We start from the raw sequence: 19182 nt of genomic DNA, 5'->3' as shown, positions 1-19182 counted from the left end.
CCATTCAGTGTCAATCACTGCTTGCGTTGAGCGCTCGATAATCCCTCGATGATCGGGCAGTCGGGACGGCTATCGCCTAGGCAGCTGCGGGCAAGGTGGCGAAGCGTGTCGCGCAACTCCGTGAGCTCCACCAGCTTGCGGTCGATCTCGGCGAGCTTTGTCATGGCCAGCGCCTTTACATCGGCGCTCTCGCGTTCCTTGTCGTTATACAGCGAAAGCAGTTGTCGGCATTCATCGACCGAAAAGCCAAGGCGGCGCGAGCGCTGGATGAAGCGCATGCGATGCACGTCAGCTGTCGAATAGTCGCGATAGCCGTTGCTGGCGCGGTCAGCCGTCAGCAAGCCGATATCCTCGTAGTAGCGAATGGTCTTGGCCGGCAGTCCGGATCTTTCTGATGCAGTGCCAATATTCATTTGGCTCTCCCTGGAGTGAGTTGGACATTATATAGTGCTTCCAGTCACTGGAAGCTCAAGGGGCTTTGTTCGCCGGGGAAACCGCAAAAATTGTTCCCCCGGGTACTGATCAGGCCCCGTAAGCCATCGACGTCATCATGCCGCCGACCATGTGGTAGAGATGGTGGCAATGCAGCGCCCATTTGCCGGGATTGTCGGCATCGAAGGCGATCGTGACCTGCCCCATATTGGCCGAAACGAGAACTGTGTCGCGCATGGCACCCGCGAACCGCTTGCCATTCACCGCGACCACCTGGAAGTGGTGCCCATGCAGGTGCATGGGATGTGACATGCTGGTGTGGTTCATGAAGGTTAGTTCGAAGCGGTCGCCGGTTCTCACGGCAAGTGGTTTGTCCGAGCCGTGCACTGCCCCATCCAGGGTCCAGACATAGCCTGCACCTTCACCCAGCATCATGGTGTGCTTGCGTGCTGCCCTTTCCACGAGCGGCTTCGCGGCTCGCAATTTCTGCTCCAGGTCGGCGCCGACAGCCGGAAAATCCGCGTCGGCGGTCTCGGCGAGTTTGCCGATCGAAGAACCTTTGGCGGCGAGCACCACACCGGTGCGCATCCGGCCGCCTTCCTGCACCGCGAGGATCGGCCATGCCTTGGCTTGCCTGGGCAGTTCGAGCAGGATGTCGAGCCGCTGCGCGACAGCGAACTCGAAGCGCGAGCCGATGATCGGCTCCACCGGCATGCCGTCGACCGCGATCAATCTACCCGAGAGTCCGCCAAGATCGATCCACATGTTGGTGCTGGCGGCGCCATTGATCAGGCGAAGACGCACCCGCCCGCCCGGCTCGATGGTGAAGACCTCGGGGTCGTCGAGGGTTCGATCGTTGGCGAGAAGCGCATCGTATTGCACGTCCTGGAGATGGAACATGCCACCCATCCGCATAGCGCCATGGTCCATCGAACCCTGGCTTTTCGTGCCGTGTCCCATCGCGCCATGGTCCATCGCGGCGCCAGTCGCCATGCCCGGCATGGTATGCCCTTCATGTCCGGACGCCGCCGGCGGCTTCTGCATCGCCGCCATGTCGTGGCCACCGGCCTTGAGCTCGGCGAGGATCTCGGCCGGGTCGCGGAAGGTGAAATCGTGGAACAGCACCACGACCTCCTTGACATCCTTCGAAGCCTCCGCCGGATCGAGGACGATCAGTGGTGCGGCAAGCAGATGCTGCTCCTGCAATCCCATATGCGAATGCATCCAGAATGTGCCGGGACGAGCGACCGGAAAATCGTAGTCGTAACCCCCGCCGTCCGGGATAGGCTCCTGTGAGATGCCGGCGACACCGTCCTGCTGCCAGGGCGGGGTGAGCCCATGCCAGTGAATCGCGGTTGGCTCGCCGATGCGGTTTTCTAGCCGTACCCGGAAATTCTCACCGGCATTCATCACCAGCCCATGGCTTTCGCCCGGCTGCGTCAGGCCGAGGACGTTGGCTGCCTTGCCCTTTACTTCGATGACGCGCTTGCCCGCTGTGATGACCCTTGGGGCAGAGCCTTGGGCCTTGGCGCGTGAAGCCAAGAGGGATGGGGCAGTCGTCATCAGGGCGCCTGTTGCTGAAAGTTTCAAGAAGTCTCTACGAAGCATGAATTGGGTCTCCATTTCGGTGATTAGGCCACGGCCTCGATGTCTTCTTCCTGTGTGAAGAAGACATCGGCGTGGATGTCGGATGAGGCGATGCGGGTGGAGGATCGGACCGCGCTTCTGGCGAGCCGAGGACCGTTATTCTGCTGGGGCAAGCAAGCGAGCGCCGGCTGCTGCGCCAGTTTCCCGCACCGGAGCCCGGAAACGCTTGAGCCGCATCGCGTTGCCGAGCACGAACACGCTCGACAGTGCCATCGCGCCGGCCGCCAGCATCGGCGACAACAGCGTGCCGCTGACGGGATAGAGGACGCCGGCCGCAACCGGAATCAGAGCCGCGTTGTAGGCGAAGGCCCAGAACAGGTTCTGGCGGATGTTGTTGATGGTCGCCTTCGACAGCGCGATCGCATTGGTCACGCCGAGCAGGTCGCCCGACATCAGCACCACATCCGCGCTTTCGATGGCAACGTCCGTGCCGGTGCCGATCGCCATGCCGACATCAGCCTCGGCCAGGGCCGGCGCATCGTTGATGCCGTCGCCGACGAAGGTTACAACGCGGCCGCCGACCCGCAGGCGCTTGATCGCCTCGACCTTGCCGTCGGGCAGCACTTCGGCGACGACCTCGTCAATGCCGAGCTGGGCCGCGATCGCTTCCGCTGTGCGACGATTGTCGCCGGTGATCATCGCTACCTTCAAACCCATGGCTTGCAGGGCGCGAATGGCTTGCGGCGTCGAACGCTTGATCGGATCGGAAACCGCGATCACGGCGGCAAGCTTCCCGTCGACAGCCGCGTAGAGCGGCGTCTTGGCCTGCTTGCCCATCCGGCTTGCGGTGTCGGCGAAGGTGTCCACGGCAATGCCGAGCCTCGCCATATAGCGGTCGGCGCCAACAGCAATCTGGTGCTGACCAACCTTTGCGCTGACACCGAAGCCGGGCACGGCTTCGAAAGCGCTGACCTCGCCCAATGAATAGCCTTCATCCTTGGCGGCGGCCACGATGGCCGCGGCAACCGGGTGTTCGGACTGAGCCTCAACCGAAGCAATGAGTTCCAGAACCTTCGCATGCTCGAAACCGCTGGTGATTTCGAGATCGGTCATCACCGGCTTGCCGGCGGTAAGCGTACCGGTCTTGTCGAGGGCCACGACATCAGTCGACTTCAGGGATTGCAGTGCCTCTCCATTCCGAAACAGCACGCCGAGTTCGGCCGCACGCCCCGTGCCGACCATGATCGAGGTCGGGGTGGCGAGACCCATCGCACACGGGCAAGCGATGATCAGCACCGCAACGGCATTGACCAGCGCGAAGCTGACGGCAGGTTCCGGGCCGAAGAACAGCCAGATGGCAAAGGTCAGCGCGGCGGCGGCCATGACGGCTGGCACGAACCAGGAGGTGACCTTGTCAACCAGCGCCTGGATCGGCAGCTTCGAGCCTTGCGCGGTTTCGACCATGCGGATGATCTGAGCCAGCAGCGTGTCGGCGCCGACCTTGGTGGCGCGATAGGTGAAGCTGCCGGTCTTGTTGATCGTGCCGCCGACGACCTCCGCGCCTTCACCCTTGCTGACCGGGATCGGCTCGCCCGAGATCATGGATTCGTCCACGAACGACGAACCCGACAACACGACGCCGTCGACCGGCACCTTGTCGCCTGGACGCACCTGGATGACGTCGCCAGCGGCGACATCTTCAAGGGCGACGTCGACGAACTCGCCATTGCGTTCGACGCGCGCCGATTTCGCCTGCAGGCCCATCAGCCGCTTGATGGCTTCGCTGGTGCGGCCCTTGGCCTTGGCTTCAAGCACGCGGCCGAGCAGGATCAGCGTGACGATGACCGCCGAGGCCTCGAAATAGACATTGGCGGTGCCGGCCGGCAGCACGCCCGGTGCGAAGGTCGCAACGACCGAATAGGCCCAGGCCGCGGTCGAACCCAGCACCACCAGCGAGTTCATGTCCGGGGCAAGGCGCAGCAGCGCCGGCACGCCCTTCTTGTAGAAGCGCAGACCAGGGCCAAACTGGACGATCGTCGCCAGGATGAAAAAGGCGATGTAGCGCGGCTGATCGCCGACATTCATCATCAGCCAATGATGCAGCGGCGGGAGGATGTGGGAGCCCATTTCAAGCACGAAGATCGGCAGCGTCAGCACGGCTGCGATACCAAAGTCGCGCTTGAGATTGGAGAACTCGCGATTGCGGGCATTCTCGCGACCGTCGGTTCCCGCCGAAATCGCCGTTGTTTCCGCGCGACGCGGTTCATAGCCGGCCTTGCGGATGGCGTCGTCGATAGCCGCGCGTGGCGTGGAACCCGCGAGCAGTTGGACAGTCGCGCGTTCGGTGGCGAGATTGACCGAGGCGGATTTTACCCCTGGAACCGCGGCAATCGCCTTTTCGACACGGTTCACACAGGAGGCGCAGGTCATGCCCTCGATGTCGATTTCAATTTTCTCGAAGGGCACGTCGTAGCCGGCGCCGCGGATCGCGGCGATGATCCCGTCGGAATCGATGGAGCCGCCGAAGCTGACGTCGGCGCTCTCGGTAGCGAGGTTGACGGAAGCCGCCGTCACGCCCGGCACGGCTGCGATCGCTTTCTCGACACGAAGCACGCAGGATGCGCAGGTCATGCCCTCGATCGGGAAGTTTTGTCTGGCTGCTGCTGCAGGTATTTTGGGCGTGGCGTTCATCGTTCCGGTCCTGTGTTCCAATTTGATGACCGGAGGCTAAGGCTTCCAGTTACGGGAAGGTCAACAGGGTTGGAGAAGATTTTCAAACCGCCACTAAGATGTTGCTTTTAAATCATTTTTTCTCACTATGACCGGCGGGCGGTTTGAAAATTGGGAGGGCAACCAGCCGCTTGACCTTCCACTGGCGGGAACGCGCAGTTTCAACAAACGGCGCTTGTGCCGATGACGAGACAGGAGAAACCAATGTTGAAATTGAACGTGCCCGACATGACCTGCGGCCACTGCGCCGGGGTCGTCACGAAGGCGATCCAGAGCGTCGACGCGGGCGCCGAGGTTGGTGTCGATCTGAAGACCCAGACCGTGACCATCGACGCCAGCGCTGACGATGCCGCTTTCACGCAGGCACTTGACGTGGCGGGCTATCCCGCCACGGTCAGCGCCGCGTAGTAGCGATCTGTTTCGGGGGCGGAGCTTTATCTCCGTCCCCGAGCGCAGGATGAGAAGGAACCAGACAGACGCTTGAAATGCTGCCTAGTCGATATGTGTGGGGGCGAGGAGGCTTGAGGCCTGCCTGCCCCGCACTCGTTGCAGCGCCACGCGTCGTTTCAGATACGCCAAGGACGCTGCAAGAGCTCAAACTTATGCGTGAGGTTCGCCTTTGGCAGCAGCCAGCGCGTCAACTCCGGTGCCGGCTGCTCGCCGCAGCACCAGCTGCCGGATGACGACATAGAAGACGGGCGTCAGGATCAACCCGAAGAATGTCACGCCAAGCATGCCGGCGAACACGGCGATGCCCATTGCATGGCGCATCTCCGCACCGGGCTCCCGTCGCAATGACCAGCGGCACGACACCAGCGATGAATGCGAGCGACGTCATCAGGATAGGGCTCAGACGCAGGCGCGCGGCTTCGAGCACCGCGGCAATTGGATCCTGGCCCTTCTTTTCCTCTTCATAGGCAAACTCCACGATCAGGATGGCGTTCTTGGCCGCAAGACCGACCAGCACGACAAACGAGATCTGGGTGAAGATGTTGTTGTCACCGTTCGAGAGCCACACGCCAACGATGGCGGACAGCAACGCCAACGGCGCGATGAGGAGGACCGTGAAGGGCAATACCGGAAGTCGCCAATCGTGCCGCCTATGGCTACCGCGGGCTCATTCTCTGGCGCTTTCATTTGTCGCCTGTGAATTAAGCGATTTTGGTTTGGTTAGCGGTTGAGATAGCGGCCCGGAATATAAGCAAACGAGCCTTGATCCATTTGAGGATGAGGCTGGAGTTGTATCCGACGGTGGCGAGGATGGGGCTTCGCCGATTTGGTGGGCGGGTTGGTTTCGGTCCATCCTGTGTTCGTTCTCGATGTGGCCGATGACGGGTTCGACTGCCGAGCGTCGCCCATCGGGTGCTTGATCGGTGGCGCGACGTTGCGCTTCTGACAAAGTCAGTCGGTTGGGCGTTCTTCACGGATGACGATTTGGCTGCAGCAGAATGAGCGCAAGGGCGCGCCTTCGGGCTCGCCCTTGCGCCGTAGTGTTCAGTGAGCTCGGAAAAGATCCGGTATCTTTACCAGACACAATTCGGCAATCATCACCGAAACCGCGCCAACAACGATCGGATAGCTGATCATTTCGCCGAGGATCGGCGGAAGCGACGGCGCCAAGGCGCCCGAAAGCGCTGGAATGCCAAGGCCGGCCATGAGACCGAGCGGCGCGACGAGGTTCTTCACCGGTGACCGGCGTTCCCGGCTGGCAAGCTGAATACCCGCCATGATGACTGTCGCTGCGGCTGGTAAGAATAACCCCCCAACGACAGGAGCGGGCGTTGCCACCAGGACTGCCGCGACCTTCGGCAAAAATGCGAGTGCGATGAAAATGCAGCCCGCGACCCGCACCACATGCCTGCTGCCGACCCCCGTCATCTTGACGACGCCGAGATTCTGGGCGTAGGCCGCCGATCAACGCCGCAATCATCGACCCGCCGGCCTCGCCGGCAATGCCCATGTTGACGCGGCGGTCCGTCAGTTCGGTGTTGGTCAGCTTCGCGGTTGCCTCGTACATCCCCATGGCTTCGACCACTGCGACTAGGAACACGATGCACATCGTGATGGTGATCGCCGGATCGAACTTGAGCGCGCCGTAGGGAAGGAGCGTGGGGAGGGCGAACCAGGGTGCTGACCCGACGCTCGAGTAATCGAGCAGGCCAAGACACAAGGCAAGCGCATTGCCAAGCAGGAGCGCGATCAGGAAGCCGAACATCCTGACCCTGCCGCCTATCGCCGCACTGACCACGACCGCCAGGCTGGTGGCACAAGCGATGAACAGGCTCGCCCCTTTGCCAAAATTCGGCGTCCCGATACCACCGAAGAATTCCATGAAGGTAAAGCCAGCCAGGGAAACACCGACCAGCGTGATGATGGTGCCGGAAACGGCCGGCGAAAGCAGACGGCGCAGTCTGGCGAACTGGCCAGAAACGGCCGCGAGAAAGACCAGTGCCGCTGCAATGAAGAGGCCCAGGCTGGCGGACGAGATTGTGCCCGCTTTGTAGTAGCCTATGGCCAAGGGCGAGAACGCCGAAGATGGCCCCTGCACGATCGGCAGCCGCACCAGCTTCGTGCTTTGCACCACCGTGACGACGCCGGCGGCAAGGAACGTCGCCGTGACGAGATTGGTCGCCAGCGACGCCGAGAATCCAGCGACCGAGGCGATGAAGATCGGATCGAGCCAGGCATTCGACACCAGTGCCTGCTGGGCTCCGAGCGCAAAGCGCCGGTTTACTGGAATGATCTCTTCGATATCGCCGATGGTTATATCCTCGGCGTCGAGGAATGCATGTTCAGTCTGTATTGTCGCAACACTCATTATGGTTCTCCTCCCTTGAGTGACGGCGTTCTGGGCTATGCGGATCGTCGCCCGTTCAAGCCTCCAGACACTGGATTCGGCGGGCATGTTTTGCGTGTTCGCGCAGCACGTCCGAGAGTTGCGACATCACTGGAAGGCTGTTCTCGATCAACGGCTCGCCATTGACGATCGTGGTGCCGGCCACCGCCGGCCCGCATCTCAGCCAGGCTTCGACGGGATCGCTATGCGCGCCGGCGAGCGCCACATCCGACATATGCCAGATGACGAGGTCGGCGCACGCGCCGGGCCGCAGGTGGCCAATCTCGTTGTCCCAGCCCAGGCAGGCGGCGCCGCCGCGCGTTGCGACATCCAGGGCATCGCGAGCGGACATTGAATGCGGGCCGTTGCGGTATCGGCCCAGAAGCAGGGCGGTTCTTGCCTCCAGCCACATTGAGGCGTGGTCGGTCGAGGCGGACCCGTCGCAGCCGAGACCGACGCGCATGCCTCGCTTGCGCAGGCCCATCACGTCGGCGGAACCGCCGCCGATCAACATGTTGGAACAAGGACATTGTGTTGCGCAGACGCCCGCATGGGCGAGGCGACCGATTTCATCTTCCGTCGGGTAGATGAAGTGCGCGACCCAGGATCTCGGCGTCGCCCAGCCGACGCGCTCGAAATATTCGACGGGCGTGCACTTGTAGATCTCGGCGCAATACTCGTCTTCCTGCGGATCCTCGGCGAGATGGGTATGCAGCCGCAGATCGTACTTGTCCGCGAGTTGCGCGGACTGGGACATGATGTTTTCGGTGACCGAGAAAAGCGAACACGGCGCCAAGGCCACGCGCGCCATCGAGCCGGGTGTCGCATCGTGAAATTTCTCGACCAGTCGCACACTGTCAGAGAGGATTTCGTCTTCGCTCTGCACCACGCTTGCCGGCGGCAGGCCGCCGTTCTCAACGGACCGGGTCATGGACCCACGGGTTGCATAGAAGCGAAAGCCTATGTCGCGCGCGGCGCGGAACTGGGCGTCGATCAGGAATGGCTTGGGGTGGACGTACATATGGTCCATGGACGTCGTGCATCCGCCCATCAACAGTTCCACCATGGCGATGTAGGTGGACAGGTAAACCGACTCGTCGTCGATGTTTGCCCAAAGCGGATAGAGCCCCGTCAGCCACTGGAACAACGTACCGTTGGTCACCGGCGCGAAGGAGCGCGTCAGGTTCTGGTACATGTGATGGTGCGCATTGATCAGGCCGGGTGTGACCAGCCGGCCCTTAGCCGAGATCGTTCTGGCGGCCTTGGGCTCGTCGCCAGACTTGCCAAGCGAATGGACGCGGCGGTCCTTTATGGCGATCCAGCCGCCATTAATTTCCCAGTCGCGGTCCACATAGACGTACGCATCGCGCACGAGCAGATCAACGGTCATTCGTCGCCTCCCGGTCGGTCTCAAACTCGAAAAAGCTGGGTGCAGCCTTTCCGCGCTATGAGCCCTGTCCCAGGAGGTGCGAACTCCGGATCGTCATCGACTAAATGTTGAGCGGGCGCTCTGTGCCACCGAAAGTCCACTGCTGAACCGATGGTGCCTAGCAATTGAGATTACGTTGCTTGCTGTGTCAAGCGGCTTTCTTGGTCGGGCAGGATATGGCGGCCGTGCATCGATCAATCTCCCACTACAAGTAGCGTTGACCTTCGCCGCGATGTGCGAAGCAGAGCCAACGCGATTCCTGCTTTGCCTTTCCGAATCTCAATCCGGCATCCTCCGGTCACCCCAGAATTGGCTACTCGGAAGAGGTCTGTCACCGCATTGAAAAAATCTGGATGCGCCAGGAGCTGACCCTTGCGCGAAAAATCTTGCATGGGGAGGAGTTGATAAAGCGGACCGAACAGAAACTTAGGTACGAGCCCGAATTTTGGGCGGACGAGGCATTGTCGGGGCGTCATAGGGTAGCTGAAATCGCAATGGCACGCGCCGGAGGGATTCCGAACAGAATAGTGCTACCGTTGCGGATGGTCGTGTTTCTTGCAATGGGACACTGATACGGTCTGGTATTCCGCCAGCCGATTGTAATGCGGCGAACGTCGGCGGCCAGTATCCGAATTTGCCACTTCATTGGGCGAGCGGAGTGGATTCAGTAGACATGCATTCGGCAGCCAGGGTGTTGCTTGCCGGCCTGCGCTCACGCGCGCGTTAGCCGCGCTGGGCACATCCTCTAGTCAGGACAGTCGGACGACTTCCGCGAAACTAGCTTGCCGGGCGGAAGGGCTTGGCAAGCGAGGCAGGGAAATGCAGCGCCAGCATCTGGCGGTTCCGTGAGATAAGCACCAGCACAATGATGGTGGCCAGATAGGGCAGGGCCGATAGCAGCTCGGACGGCACTTCCAGCCCGAGCGCCTGTCCCTGCAACTGGAGGATCGTCATGCCGCCGAACAGCCAGGCGCCAAGCAGGATGCGCAGCGGCCGCCATGTGGCGAAAACCACCAGCGCCAGCGCGATCCAGCCCTTGCCGGCGGTCATGTTCTCGACCCAGAGCGGTGTGTAGGCGACTGACAGATAGGCGCCCGCCAGACCGGCCATCAGTCCGCCGAACAGCACGGCCATGTAGCGGATCCTGATCACTGGATAGCCGATCGCATGCGACGTCTGGGGCGACTCGCCGATGGTGCGCAGGATCAGACCAGCCTTGGTCCGGTAGAGAAACCAGCTGATGGCGACGAACATCAGCAACGCCAGATAAACCATCGGGTCGAATCGGAACAGCAGCGGACCAACCACGGGCAAGTCGGACAGGAGGGGTATGTCGACACGATGCAATGCCTCGATCGGATCGCTGCCGAAACCGCGCCCGAGGAAGGCCGAAACACCTGAGCCGAAGATAGCCAGCGCCAGGCCGGCGGCATATTGGTTGGTCAGGAAGGTCAGCGCCAGAACGCCGAACAGCAGGGACGCGGCGGCACCCGCCAGCGCGCCGGCCATGATCGCGACAGGCATGGAAAAGCCCGCTGTGACCGCCCAGAATGCAAGGGCTGCCCCCATCAGCATCATGCCTTCGATGCCGAGATTGAGAACGCCGGATTTCTCGACCACGAGTTCGCCGAGTGCCGCGAAGATCAAGGGCGTCGCGGCAATGATGGTGCCGGTGAAAATGGCAATGAACAGATCCATCAGGCTTTCTCCCGGACCAGGCGAATGCGATAGAAAATGAAGAAGTCGGCGGCGAGCAGGAAGAACAGCAGGATGCCCTGGAAGATCCGCGTCAGCGCCGATGGCAGGCCCAGCGTCATCTGTACGCCTTCGCCGCCGAGAAACAGAAGCGACATCAGCAGCCCGCCGAGCACGATGCCGAACGCGTTCAGCCGGCCGATGAAGGCAACGATGATGGCCGCGAAGCCATAGCCCGGCGATATTTGCGGCGAGAGCTGGCCGAGCGGTCCGGCCGCTTCCGCCATGCCGGCGATCCCGGCTGCCGCACCGCCGGCCAGCAAGCCGATCCAGACCGCCGCCGACTCGCGGAACCCCGCATAACGCGCGGCGAGAGGGGCCGCGCCGCTCACCGACATCTTGTAGCCGAGGAAGCTGCGGTCGGTGAACAGCCACATCACGATGACGGCGACCACGGTGATGAAGATCGAGGAATTGAGCCGGTAGGCGGGATCAAAGGATTGCAGCAGCGCGGCGGTGGGCAGCATGGCCGTCTGCGGATAGTTGAACCCAGCCGGATCGCGCCACGGTCCATGCACGAGATAGGACAGGAACAGAGTGGCGATATAGGTCATCATCAAGGTGACGAGGATTTCGTTGGTGTTCATGCGGGCGCGCAGGAATGCGGGGATTGCCGCCCATGCCATGCCGGCGCCCATGCCGGCCAGGAACATCAGAGGCAAAAGCAGCACGCTCTCCGGGTTCGGCCAGAACAGCCCGACGCCGCTGGCGGCAATGGCACCCATCGTGAACTGGCCCTCGGCGCCGATGTTCCAGACGTTGGCGCGGAAACCGACCGCCAGCCCGCAAGCGATGAGGATCAACGGCGAGGCCTTTAGCAGCCATTCCGACAGTCCGTTCATCGAGCTGAGCGGCTCGACAAAGAACGCATAGAGCGTGGCCAGCGGATCATGCCCGAGAGAGGCGAAGAAGATCGAGCCGACGATGACCGTGAGCGCCGTCGCCAGGATCGGCGCGGCAACGCGCATCGGCGCGGAAGGCTCCGGTCTTTGTTCAATCCTGAAATGCAACGCTGCCACCCCTGTTCGCCGATACGCCTTCGCCCATGCCTTGGCCGGTCATCAAAAGCCCGATCTCCTCGCGGTCGGCGGTCGTGCGGATCAGTGGCGGAGACACCTTTCCTTGGCAGATGACCAGCAGCCGGTCGCAGATCTCGAACAACTCGTCGAGTTCCTCGGAAACGACGAATACGGCTGCACCAGCGCGACTGAGATCGATGATCGTCTGGCGGATGAAGGCGGACGCGCCGACATCGACACCCCAGGTCGGCTGCGACACCAGGAAGAGCTTTGGCGTGAGTGCGATCTCGCGCCCGACGATGAATTTCTGCAGATTGCCGCCCGACAGGCTTTGCGCGGTCGATTGGGCTCCATTGGCCTTGACCTTGAACCTGTCGATAATGCCCGTGGCGAAAGCCTTTGCCTTGCGGCGGTCAACCAGCCCCTTGCGCACCGTGCCGAAGCGGTGCGCCGTCAATACGGCATTCTCCCACAGCGTGTGCGATGGCACCGCACCGCGCCCAAGCCGTTCTTCGGGAACGAAGGCGACGCCGAGCTTGCGGCGTTCCTGGGGGCGAAGGCGGGCGGCGTCGGTTCCGCAAATCCTGATCGCATCGGCGCGCTCATGGGTGCGTTCGCCGCTGAGCAAGGCGATTAGCTCGGCCTGACCATTTCCGGAAACACCGGCAAGGCCGACGATCTCCCCGCCATGCACATTGAATGAAACGTCCTTGAGGTCGACGCCGAAATGGTCCCGGGCCTTGACCGATAGGCCTTTGACCTCAAGCACTGGCTTGTCGCTCGGGACCGGCGGGCTGACGCGTATTTCAGGCAGCTTGGAGCCGACCATCATGCGGGCGAGCTCCAGCGATGTCGTCTCCTTCGGGCGGGCGGTGCCGGTGACCTTGCCGTTGCGCAGCACGGTGGCGGTGTCGCAGAGCTCCTGCACCTCGTCGAGCTTGTGGCTGATATAGACGATGCTGCAGCCCTCGGCGGCCAGTTGCCGGAGCGTCTCGAACAACTTGACCACGGCCTGCGGTGTCAGCACCGAAGTCGGTTCATCGAGGATCAGTAGTTTTGGCGCCTGCAGCAAGCAACGCACGATTTCCACGCGCTGGCGCTCGCCGACCGACAAATCGTGCACCTGGCGATGCGGATCGATGGGCGTGCCGTAACGCAGGGAGAGGTCGCGGATCTTTTCGGCGAGCGTGGGAAGGTGAAAGGCGCTGCTTGTCGACAGGGCAATGTTCTCGACCACCGACACCGATTCAAACAGCGCGAAATGCTGGTAGACCATCTCGATGCCGAGTGCGCGCGATACCGCCGGATTGTGGGCGACGATCGGATTGCCGTCGCTAAGGATTTCCCCGGAATCGGCCTGCGCCGCGCCATAGATGATCTTCATCAGGGTGGATTTGCCGGCGCCATTTTCGCCAAGCACAGCGTGGATCTCGCCGGGTTGGATCGACAGCGAAACGTCGTCATTGGCGACGACGCCCGGATAGCGCTTGCAGATGTTGCGCAATTCTAGACGCGGATGCATTGGCGGGTCCTGCCGTGGCGTGAAGCGAGGTTGGACGCAAGCTGGCTGGCGCCGAAGCAACTCAGCTTCGGCGCCGGCCGGCTCTTTGATCAGCGATCAGCTCAGCTTGCCGATCATCCCCTTCACGAACCAGTTCATGCCGCGAATGTCGTTGTCGGCGAGAACAGAACCGGCGGCGACCTTGACGGTGCCGCCCTGGTCCTTCAACTCGCCGGCATAGGGATGCACCTTGCCGCTGCCGATATCGGCCTCCAGCTGTTTCAGCTTGGCCCGGGCATCGGCGGGAATGCCTTCATTGTAGGGCGCCATCTTGACCACGCCGCCCGCCAGCCCGTCCCAACGCACTTCAGGCTTCCAGGTGCCGGCAGCGACGGCCTTGGCCGCGCCAACATAATCGCTGGTCCAGTCGAGGACGAACGACGTCAGCTGCTTGCCGGAGCCGAACTTCGCCATGTCGCTGGCATAGCCGATCGACCAGGCGCCGCCTTCGCCGGCGACCTGGACGCCGGTTGCCGTGTCCGTCATCGAGCAGATGACGTCGCAGCCCTGTGAGATCAGCGTCTTGGCGGCCTCCTTTTCCTTGCCCGGATCGAACCAGGAATTGAGGAAGATCGCGTTGCAGGTGGCGTTCGGATTGACGCTTTGCGCGCCAAGCAGCAGCGCATTGGCCGGGCCGACGATGTCGGGGATCGGGAAGCCGCCGATGAAGCCGATCTTGCCGGCCTTCGACACGTAGGCGCCTGCGGCCCCGGCGACGAAAGTGCCTTCGTAATATTTGGCTTCGAAGGTGCCGAGATTGGCGAGGTGGACGATGCCGGAGCAATGTTCGAAGGCCACCTTGGGGAATCGCGGCGCCACTTTCTGCATCGGCGTTCCGTGCGAGAAGCTGGTGCCGAAGATCAGCTTGTTGCCGGCGCTGGCCAGCTCACGGAAGATGCGCTCGGCGTCCTGCGGCATGAAGATATTGTCGATGACGGTGAGTTCGACCTTGTCGCCGAACGCGGCCTTGATCGCCTCGACGCCGAGGCTGTGTTGCTTGGTCCAGCCGATTTCAGCCACCGGTGAGACATAGACGGCGCCGATTTTCAGCACCTCCTGTGCCTGCGCGACCGTGCTCAGACTGCCAGTGCCAAGCGCCGCACCGATTGCACCGCTGTATTTCAGGAAATCGCGTCTTGTTACGTCGTTCATGATGGCAACCCTCTGTTGGTTTTTTTGCTTGATGCCCGGCTTGCGGGTGCCGGGTCTGTTTTTGGAAGATGGACATGTAGATGCGTTGCCGCGTCGCCATTGCCTGATGACTTCGCCATCCTTCGGAGCGGAACCGCTGTCGTGGCTGCATCGGCCGTGCCATCGAGATAGGGGGCAAGAGCCTCGGCGGGCGTCATTTCCGGAAACACCTCGCGGTCCATGATGTAGCCGCGCACCACCGACCGGTGATGGGTGTCGATGAGGTCCATTGCCTGTTTCAGGCGGCCCTTTTCCAGAAGGTCGACCACCCGCGAGTGGTCGTCCAGCAGATTGCAGTAATCGAAATCGGCTGAAATGAGCGACCGCAGCAGCGTCGTGCGGCGCACAAGCTGCGCATGGATTTCCTGCATCACCTTGTTGCGGCTGAGGCGAACGAAGACGGTATGAAACTCCTGGCCAAGCACATCGGCCAGCGCATCATTGCCCGTGGCCACGGCCTGGCGCTGCCGCTCGACATGGTGGCGCAGTTCGGCCCAGCCGGCCGGACCCAGCCGATCGCTGAGCTGCGCTGCCACGCCCTGTTCGACAAGCGTCAGGGCGTCGTAGATTTCCATCGCCTCCTGCATGCTCGGCCTGGCGACGAAGGCGCCGCGATTGCGCTCGATCTGGGCCAGTCCGTCATCGGCGAGCCGGATCAAGGCCTGGCGGACGACGATGCGGCTGACGTCGAATATTTCGGCGAGTTCGCGTTCGCCGAGCTTGCAGCCAGGGACGAGCCTGTGGTCAATGACGGCGCGTGTCAGCGTTTCGGCGATTGACTGGGAACGGCTGCTCACGGTGCGGGGTCGCGCTGGATTTCCAGCGCGCCTTTCGCAATGTCACCGTCGATCATTGACATCATTCCAGCGCCCCATATCCCAGGTTGCGGTGTGACATATATGGGATGCAATCCTTTTAATCTGTCAACCAAAAAACATTCATTGGCTACAAAAAATGCATTGATTGATATCCAATCTTGTGTTTGCAATGGTGACGCTTACCAAGCCGGATTCAAGGTGAAGAGCCGGCCAGGGAGGACAATTGCAATGACAGGTCCTTGCGGTGACAGGGCTCTCCTAAACGACTGGCATATCGTTGCTGATAGCTCGATGCTTTCCGCCGACACTCCATTCGCCACACGGCTTCTTGGTGTCGATCTCGTGGTCACCTGCAAGGGGCGCTACAACAAGGAGATCGTTCGGCGGGACACCGGCGAACAGGTCAATGCGGCCGAGCGTTACGGCTTTGTCTGGGCGTGCCTCGGCAAGCCCTGGCAGGACATCATCCATATTCCGGAGTCGAACGAGGCGGACCGGCATCTGGTCACCGGCGGCTCGATCGCGGTCAAGGTGTCGGGCCTGCGCGCCGTCGAGAACTTTCTCGACATGGGGCATTTCCCCTTCGTTCACACTGGCCTGCTGGGCGATGAACCGCACACTGAAGTGGTGCCCTACAAGGTCGAGATCACCGACAAGGACGAGGTGCTGGCCACCGAATGCAAATTCTATCAGCCGCTTGCCTCGCCCACCGCCAAGGAAGGCTTTGTCGTCGACTACATATACAAGGTGATCCGGCCCTATACCGTGGCCCTCTACAAGAGCAATCCGGTGCAGAAGGACCGGCTCGACGTCATCACCCTGTTCGTGCAGCCGGTCGATGAGGACAACTGCATCGCTCATCCCTTTCTTTGCTATCTCAAGGACGGCATCGACGCGGCGACGGTGCGCAGCTTCATGCAGCTCATCTTCGCCCAGGACAAGCCGATCCTTGAAAACCAGGTGCCGCGACGGCTGCCGCTCGACCCGCGTGCCGAAACGCCGATCCGTGCCGACGCCGTCTCTGTCTCCTACCGGCGCTGGCTGCGCGAGCGGGCAATAACCTACGGCGCCATTCCGGCCCAGGCCTGACGGGATCGGTGCCGGCTTGGCTCCTTCGAAGGACATGAAAATGATACAGACGAAATGTTCGGACCCGGTCATTCTCAACCTCTGGCATCCGATCGGCGCCATTACCGAGACGGCGCCTGACAGGGTTGTGGAGACAATTCTGCTCGGGGAGAAGATCAGCTTCGCGGTCGGCGCGAACGGCGCCATCAGTGCCTGGAAATCTCGGCCCGACCTGCGGCCTGGCGAACAGGTCGATCCTGCGTCAATCCGTGAGACACTGCCCGTCAAGAGCGCCTATGGCTATGTCTGGATCTCGCTCGGCTCGCCGCCGGCCGAGCTGTTCCCGATCCCGGAATATGAAGAGCCTGACCGCCGCAAGCTCAACGCGGCAACATTTGGCGTCAACGTCTCGGCGCCGCGCGCCATCGAGAATTTTCTCGACATGGGCCACTTCCCCTATGTGCACACCGACATCCTCGGCGTCGAACCGCATACCGAAGTCAAGGAATACGACGTCGAGATCTCCGTCGACCGTGACGAGATCCTGGCCACACGTTGCCGCTTCTTCCAGCCGATGGCTTCGACGGTTTCGGATGGCGGTGCGGACGTGGACTATGTCTACCGCGTGCCGCACCCCTATTGCTCGGTGCTCTACAAATCGAGCCCGCTCGACGAGACCCGGCGCGATGTCATCGCCGTCTTTCTGCAGCCCGTCGACCAGGAGCATGTGCGCGCCCACATGCTGCTTTGCGTGCTCGACGAGGACAATGAAGACAAGGTGATCAAGCGCTTTCAGCAGACGATTTTCGGCCAGGACAAGCCAATCCTGGAGAACCAGGTGCCAAAGCGCCTGCCGCTGGACCCGCGTGCCGAAACGCCCATCCGGGCCGACAAGTCGGCCATCGCCTACCGGCGCTGGCTCAGCCAGAAGGGCGTGACCTACGGCGTGATCCCGGTTGCGGCCTGACAAGATTTTTGGAGACGATGAATGTTGCAAGAAGCCAGGAACCGGTGGCATCCGATCGCCGCTGCCCATGATTTGCCTTACCGCCACGTTTTCCATGGCCAGTTGCTTGGCCGGGAGTTCGCCGTCTGGCGCGCCGATGACGGTTACATCAACATCTGGGAGAACCGCTGCCTGCATCGCGGCGTCAGGCTGTCGATCGGCATCAATGACGGCCGCGAGTTGAAGTGCCAGTACCATGGCTGGCGCTATTCGAACCGCACCGCCGGCTGCACCTATATCCCCGCGCACCCAGCCGACGCGCCGGCGCGCACCATCACCAACCGCACCTTTCCCGCCGTGGAGCGCTATGGCCTCGTCTGGTCATCCGAGGAGCCGCAAGGGGAGGTTCCCGATGTCGGGCTGCCGGAGGGCAAGTTGCTCGCCTTGCGCGGCATTCCGGTCAACGCGCCCGCCGACAGGGTCGTAGAGAAGCTGAAGGCCTATCGCTTCCAGCCCAGCGGGGCTGTCGAGGGCGACGGCGCGGATATGCTGGTCGAAGCCGCGCAGGATTTTGCCGTGGCGCTCCGCTCGCGTAACGGCGGCGAGGAGACGCATGGCGTGTTCTTTGTCCAGCCTGTCGATTCCAACCGCTCGGTCATTCGCGGCGTGCTCGACGGGGATATCGAAGGAGCCGCCCATATCGCCGTCCTGCGCCACCATAATGAACGGCTTGGCAAGCTGCGCGATGCGGTGGAACGCGAGGCTGCAAGCGCGGTCGCGCCCGCCCCGATCGAGCCTGTCTATGAAAAGGTGTCGGCCGAGCTTGCCGAGATGCCGGAACTGACGACGCATGGCCGCAAGGCGGCGTTGCGCGTCACGGTGGCGCGGAAATGGCAGGCAGCCGACGGCATAGCCGGGTTCGAGCTGCGCCCGATCAAGGGGCTTCTGCCCACCTTCCAGCCGGGTGCCCATATCGATGTCCACATGCCCAATGGCGAGGTCCGGCAATATTCGATCACCAACGGTCCTGGCGAAACCGACAGCTTCACCATCGGCGTCAAGCTGGAGAGGGATTCGAAGGGCGGCTCCAAATGCATGCACGAGACCGTGCGTGAAGGCGACGTGCTGGCGATTTCCGAGCCGCGCAACAATTTTCCGCTGCGCCGCGACGCGATCAAGACGCTGTTTATCGCCGGCGGCATCGGCATCACGCCGCTGCTGGCCATGGCGCAGGCGCTGAAGAACCAGGATCTGGCGCATGAACTGCACTATTTCGCGCAAGGCGAAGACCATCTCGCCTTCTCCGACCGCCTGCGGCAGCTCGGCGGCTCGCTTGTGCCGCATCTTGGCCTCACGCCAGAACAAACTGGCGCGAAATTGCGCGAGCTGCTTTCGCCTTACCGGAATGGCATGCATGTCTACATTTGCGGCCCCGGCCCGATGCTGGAAGCTGCCCGCAAGGTCGCGGCCGAGCAAGGCTGGCCGGACGCCGCCGTGCATTTCGAGTATTTCAAGAACACCAACAAGATCGACGACAGTTCGAGTTTTGAGGTGGCCCTGGCGCGCTCCTGCGTCACGCTCAAGGTGCCCGCCGGCAAGACCATCATGCAGGTGATGCGCGAGAACGGCATCGATGTGCCGTCGTCCTGCGAGCAGGGCGCTTGCGGCACCTGCGTTGCGACAGTGATCGAAGGCGAGCCGGACCACCAGGACGTCTATCTGAACGACGCCGAGAAAAAAGCCGGGAACAAGATCATGACCTGTGTCTCGCGGGCCAAATCGGCACGCCTCGTGCTGGACATCTAGGAGC

Annotated in this window: 13 protein-coding genes and 2 pseudogenes; 4 read left to right on the top strand and 11 right to left on the bottom strand. The window is 62.1% G+C overall.

The features are described from left to right. Positions 1-14 precede the first annotated feature (14 nt). The 3 genes from cueR to LGH82_RS12765 all read right to left on the bottom strand — a co-directional run bounded on the left by cueR (position 15) and on the right by LGH82_RS12765 (position 4710). Entirely contained in the window at positions 15-413 is a 399-nt protein-coding gene (gene cueR, locus LGH82_RS12775) for a Cu(I)-responsive transcriptional regulator (protein ID WP_227348812.1), read from the bottom strand. Between the two features lie 109 nt (positions 414-522). Continuing rightward, positions 523-1995 carry a multicopper oxidase family protein gene (locus LGH82_RS12770; protein ID WP_227348811.1) on the bottom strand — a complete coding sequence of 491 codons (1473 nt, stop codon included), beginning with the start codon at positions 1993-1995 and terminating at the stop codon, positions 523-525. Positions 1996-2175: 180 nt separating this feature from the next. Beyond that, complete coding sequence (locus LGH82_RS12765) at positions 2176-4710, bottom strand: heavy metal translocating P-type ATPase (protein ID WP_227348810.1); 2535 nt, start codon at positions 4708-4710, stop codon at positions 2176-2178. 243 nt (positions 4711-4953) lie between these two features. On the opposite strand from LGH82_RS12765, the gene LGH82_RS12760 reads away from it, so the two are divergent. Beyond that, positions 4954-5157: a heavy-metal-associated domain-containing protein gene (locus tag LGH82_RS12760; protein ID WP_227348809.1), complete on the top strand. Its 204-nt coding sequence runs from the start codon at positions 4954-4956 to the stop codon at positions 5155-5157. Positions 5158-5349: 192 nt separating this feature from the next. Here LGH82_RS12760 and LGH82_RS12755 read toward each other — a convergent pair. From LGH82_RS12755 to LGH82_RS12715, 8 genes and pseudogenes are all read right to left on the bottom strand, one after another. Continuing rightward, positions 5350-5824, bottom strand: a pseudogene (locus tag LGH82_RS12755) (efflux RND transporter permease subunit); the annotation flags it as partial. A 419-nt stretch (positions 5825-6243) separates the two neighbouring features. Further along, positions 6244-7567, bottom strand: a pseudogene (locus LGH82_RS12745) (solute carrier family 23 protein). 55 nt (positions 7568-7622) lie between these two features. Further along, positions 7623-8975 (bottom strand): amidohydrolase family protein, encoded by a 1353-nt coding sequence (locus LGH82_RS12740; RefSeq protein WP_227348808.1) that lies wholly within the window; start codon positions 8973-8975, stop codon positions 7623-7625. An 816-nt stretch (positions 8976-9791) separates the two neighbouring features. Next, positions 9792-10712 carry an ABC transporter permease gene (locus LGH82_RS12735; protein ID WP_227348807.1) on the bottom strand — a complete coding sequence of 307 codons (921 nt, stop codon included), beginning with the start codon at positions 10710-10712 and terminating at the stop codon, positions 9792-9794. Next, positions 10712-11779 (bottom strand): ABC transporter permease, encoded by a 1068-nt coding sequence (locus tag LGH82_RS12730; protein WP_015314905.1) that lies wholly within the window; start codon positions 11777-11779, stop codon positions 10712-10714. The genes LGH82_RS12735 and LGH82_RS12730 overlap by 1 nt, the downstream gene beginning before the upstream one ends. Next, positions 11763-13310: an ABC transporter ATP-binding protein gene (locus tag LGH82_RS12725; RefSeq protein WP_015314906.1), complete on the bottom strand. Its 1548-nt coding sequence runs from the start codon at positions 13308-13310 to the stop codon at positions 11763-11765. Before LGH82_RS12725 ends, LGH82_RS12730 begins: the two co-directional genes overlap by 17 nt. A 96-nt stretch (positions 13311-13406) precedes the next feature. Then, on the bottom strand, positions 13407-14501 hold the full coding sequence (locus tag LGH82_RS12720) for a BMP family ABC transporter substrate-binding protein (RefSeq protein ID WP_227348806.1): 1095 nt from the start codon (positions 14499-14501) through the stop codon (positions 13407-13409). Then, positions 14498-15337, bottom strand: a complete 840-nt coding sequence (locus LGH82_RS12715; RefSeq protein ID WP_227348805.1) for a GntR family transcriptional regulator — start codon at positions 15335-15337, stop codon at positions 14498-14500. The genes LGH82_RS12720 and LGH82_RS12715 overlap by 4 nt, the downstream gene beginning before the upstream one ends. Before the next feature lie 249 nt (positions 15338-15586). Here LGH82_RS12715 and LGH82_RS12710 point away from each other — a divergent pair, with 249 nt between their 5' ends. The 3 genes from LGH82_RS12710 to LGH82_RS12700 are packed head-to-tail and all read left to right on the top strand — an operon-like array spanning position 15587 to position 19178. Further along, the gene (locus LGH82_RS12710) at positions 15587-16447 is read left to right on the top strand and encodes an aromatic ring-hydroxylating oxygenase subunit alpha (protein WP_227348804.1); all 861 of its coding nucleotides are present in this window, start codon (positions 15587-15589) and stop codon (positions 16445-16447) included. A gap of 40 nt (positions 16448-16487) precedes the next feature. Beyond that, entirely contained in the window at positions 16488-17393 is a 906-nt protein-coding gene (locus tag LGH82_RS12705; RefSeq protein ID WP_227348803.1) for an aromatic ring-hydroxylating oxygenase subunit alpha, read from the top strand. Positions 17394-17414: 21 nt separating this feature from the next. Further along, the gene (locus LGH82_RS12700) at positions 17415-19178 is read left to right on the top strand and encodes a Rieske 2Fe-2S domain-containing protein (RefSeq protein ID WP_227348802.1); all 1764 of its coding nucleotides are present in this window, start codon (positions 17415-17417) and stop codon (positions 19176-19178) included. Positions 19179-19182: the final 4 nt, after the last annotated feature.

Origin of the sequence: Mesorhizobium sp. PAMC28654, assembly GCF_020616515.1 — a bacterium.
GTDB lineage: Bacteria > Pseudomonadota > Alphaproteobacteria > Rhizobiales > Rhizobiaceae > Mesorhizobium.
This window is presented reverse-complemented; position numbering and strand designations above follow the sequence as displayed.

Excerpts from the sequence above, each read along its gene's own strand:
- cueR (WP_227348812.1), bottom strand. The coding sequence starts at position 413 with ATGAATATTGGCACTGCATCAGAAAGATCCGGACTGCCGGCCAAGACC.
- LGH82_RS12770 (WP_227348811.1), bottom strand. The coding sequence starts at position 1,995 with ATGACGACTGCCCCATCCCTCTTGGCTTCACGCGCCAAGGCCCAAGGC.
- LGH82_RS12765 (WP_227348810.1), bottom strand. The coding sequence starts at position 4,710 with ATGAACGCCACGCCCAAAATACCTGCAGCAGCAGCCAGACAAAACTTC.
- LGH82_RS12760 (WP_227348809.1), top strand. The coding sequence starts at position 4,954 with ATGTTGAAATTGAACGTGCCCGACATGACCTGCGGCCACTGCGCCGGG.
- LGH82_RS12740 (WP_227348808.1), bottom strand. The coding sequence starts at position 8,975 with ATGACCGTTGATCTGCTCGTGCGCGATGCGTACGTCTATGTGGACCGC.
- LGH82_RS12735 (WP_227348807.1), bottom strand. The coding sequence starts at position 10,712 with ATGGATCTGTTCATTGCCATTTTCACCGGCACCATCATTGCCGCGACG.
- LGH82_RS12725 (WP_015314906.1), bottom strand. The coding sequence starts at position 13,310 with ATGCATCCGCGTCTAGAATTGCGCAACATCTGCAAGCGCTATCCGGGC.
- LGH82_RS12720 (WP_227348806.1), bottom strand. The coding sequence starts at position 14,501 with ATGAACGACGTAACAAGACGCGATTTCCTGAAATACAGCGGTGCAATC.
- LGH82_RS12710 (WP_227348804.1), top strand. The coding sequence starts at position 15,587 with ATGACAGGTCCTTGCGGTGACAGGGCTCTCCTAAACGACTGGCATATC.
- LGH82_RS12705 (WP_227348803.1), top strand. The coding sequence starts at position 16,488 with ATGATACAGACGAAATGTTCGGACCCGGTCATTCTCAACCTCTGGCAT.
- LGH82_RS12700 (WP_227348802.1), top strand. The coding sequence starts at position 17,415 with ATGTTGCAAGAAGCCAGGAACCGGTGGCATCCGATCGCCGCTGCCCAT.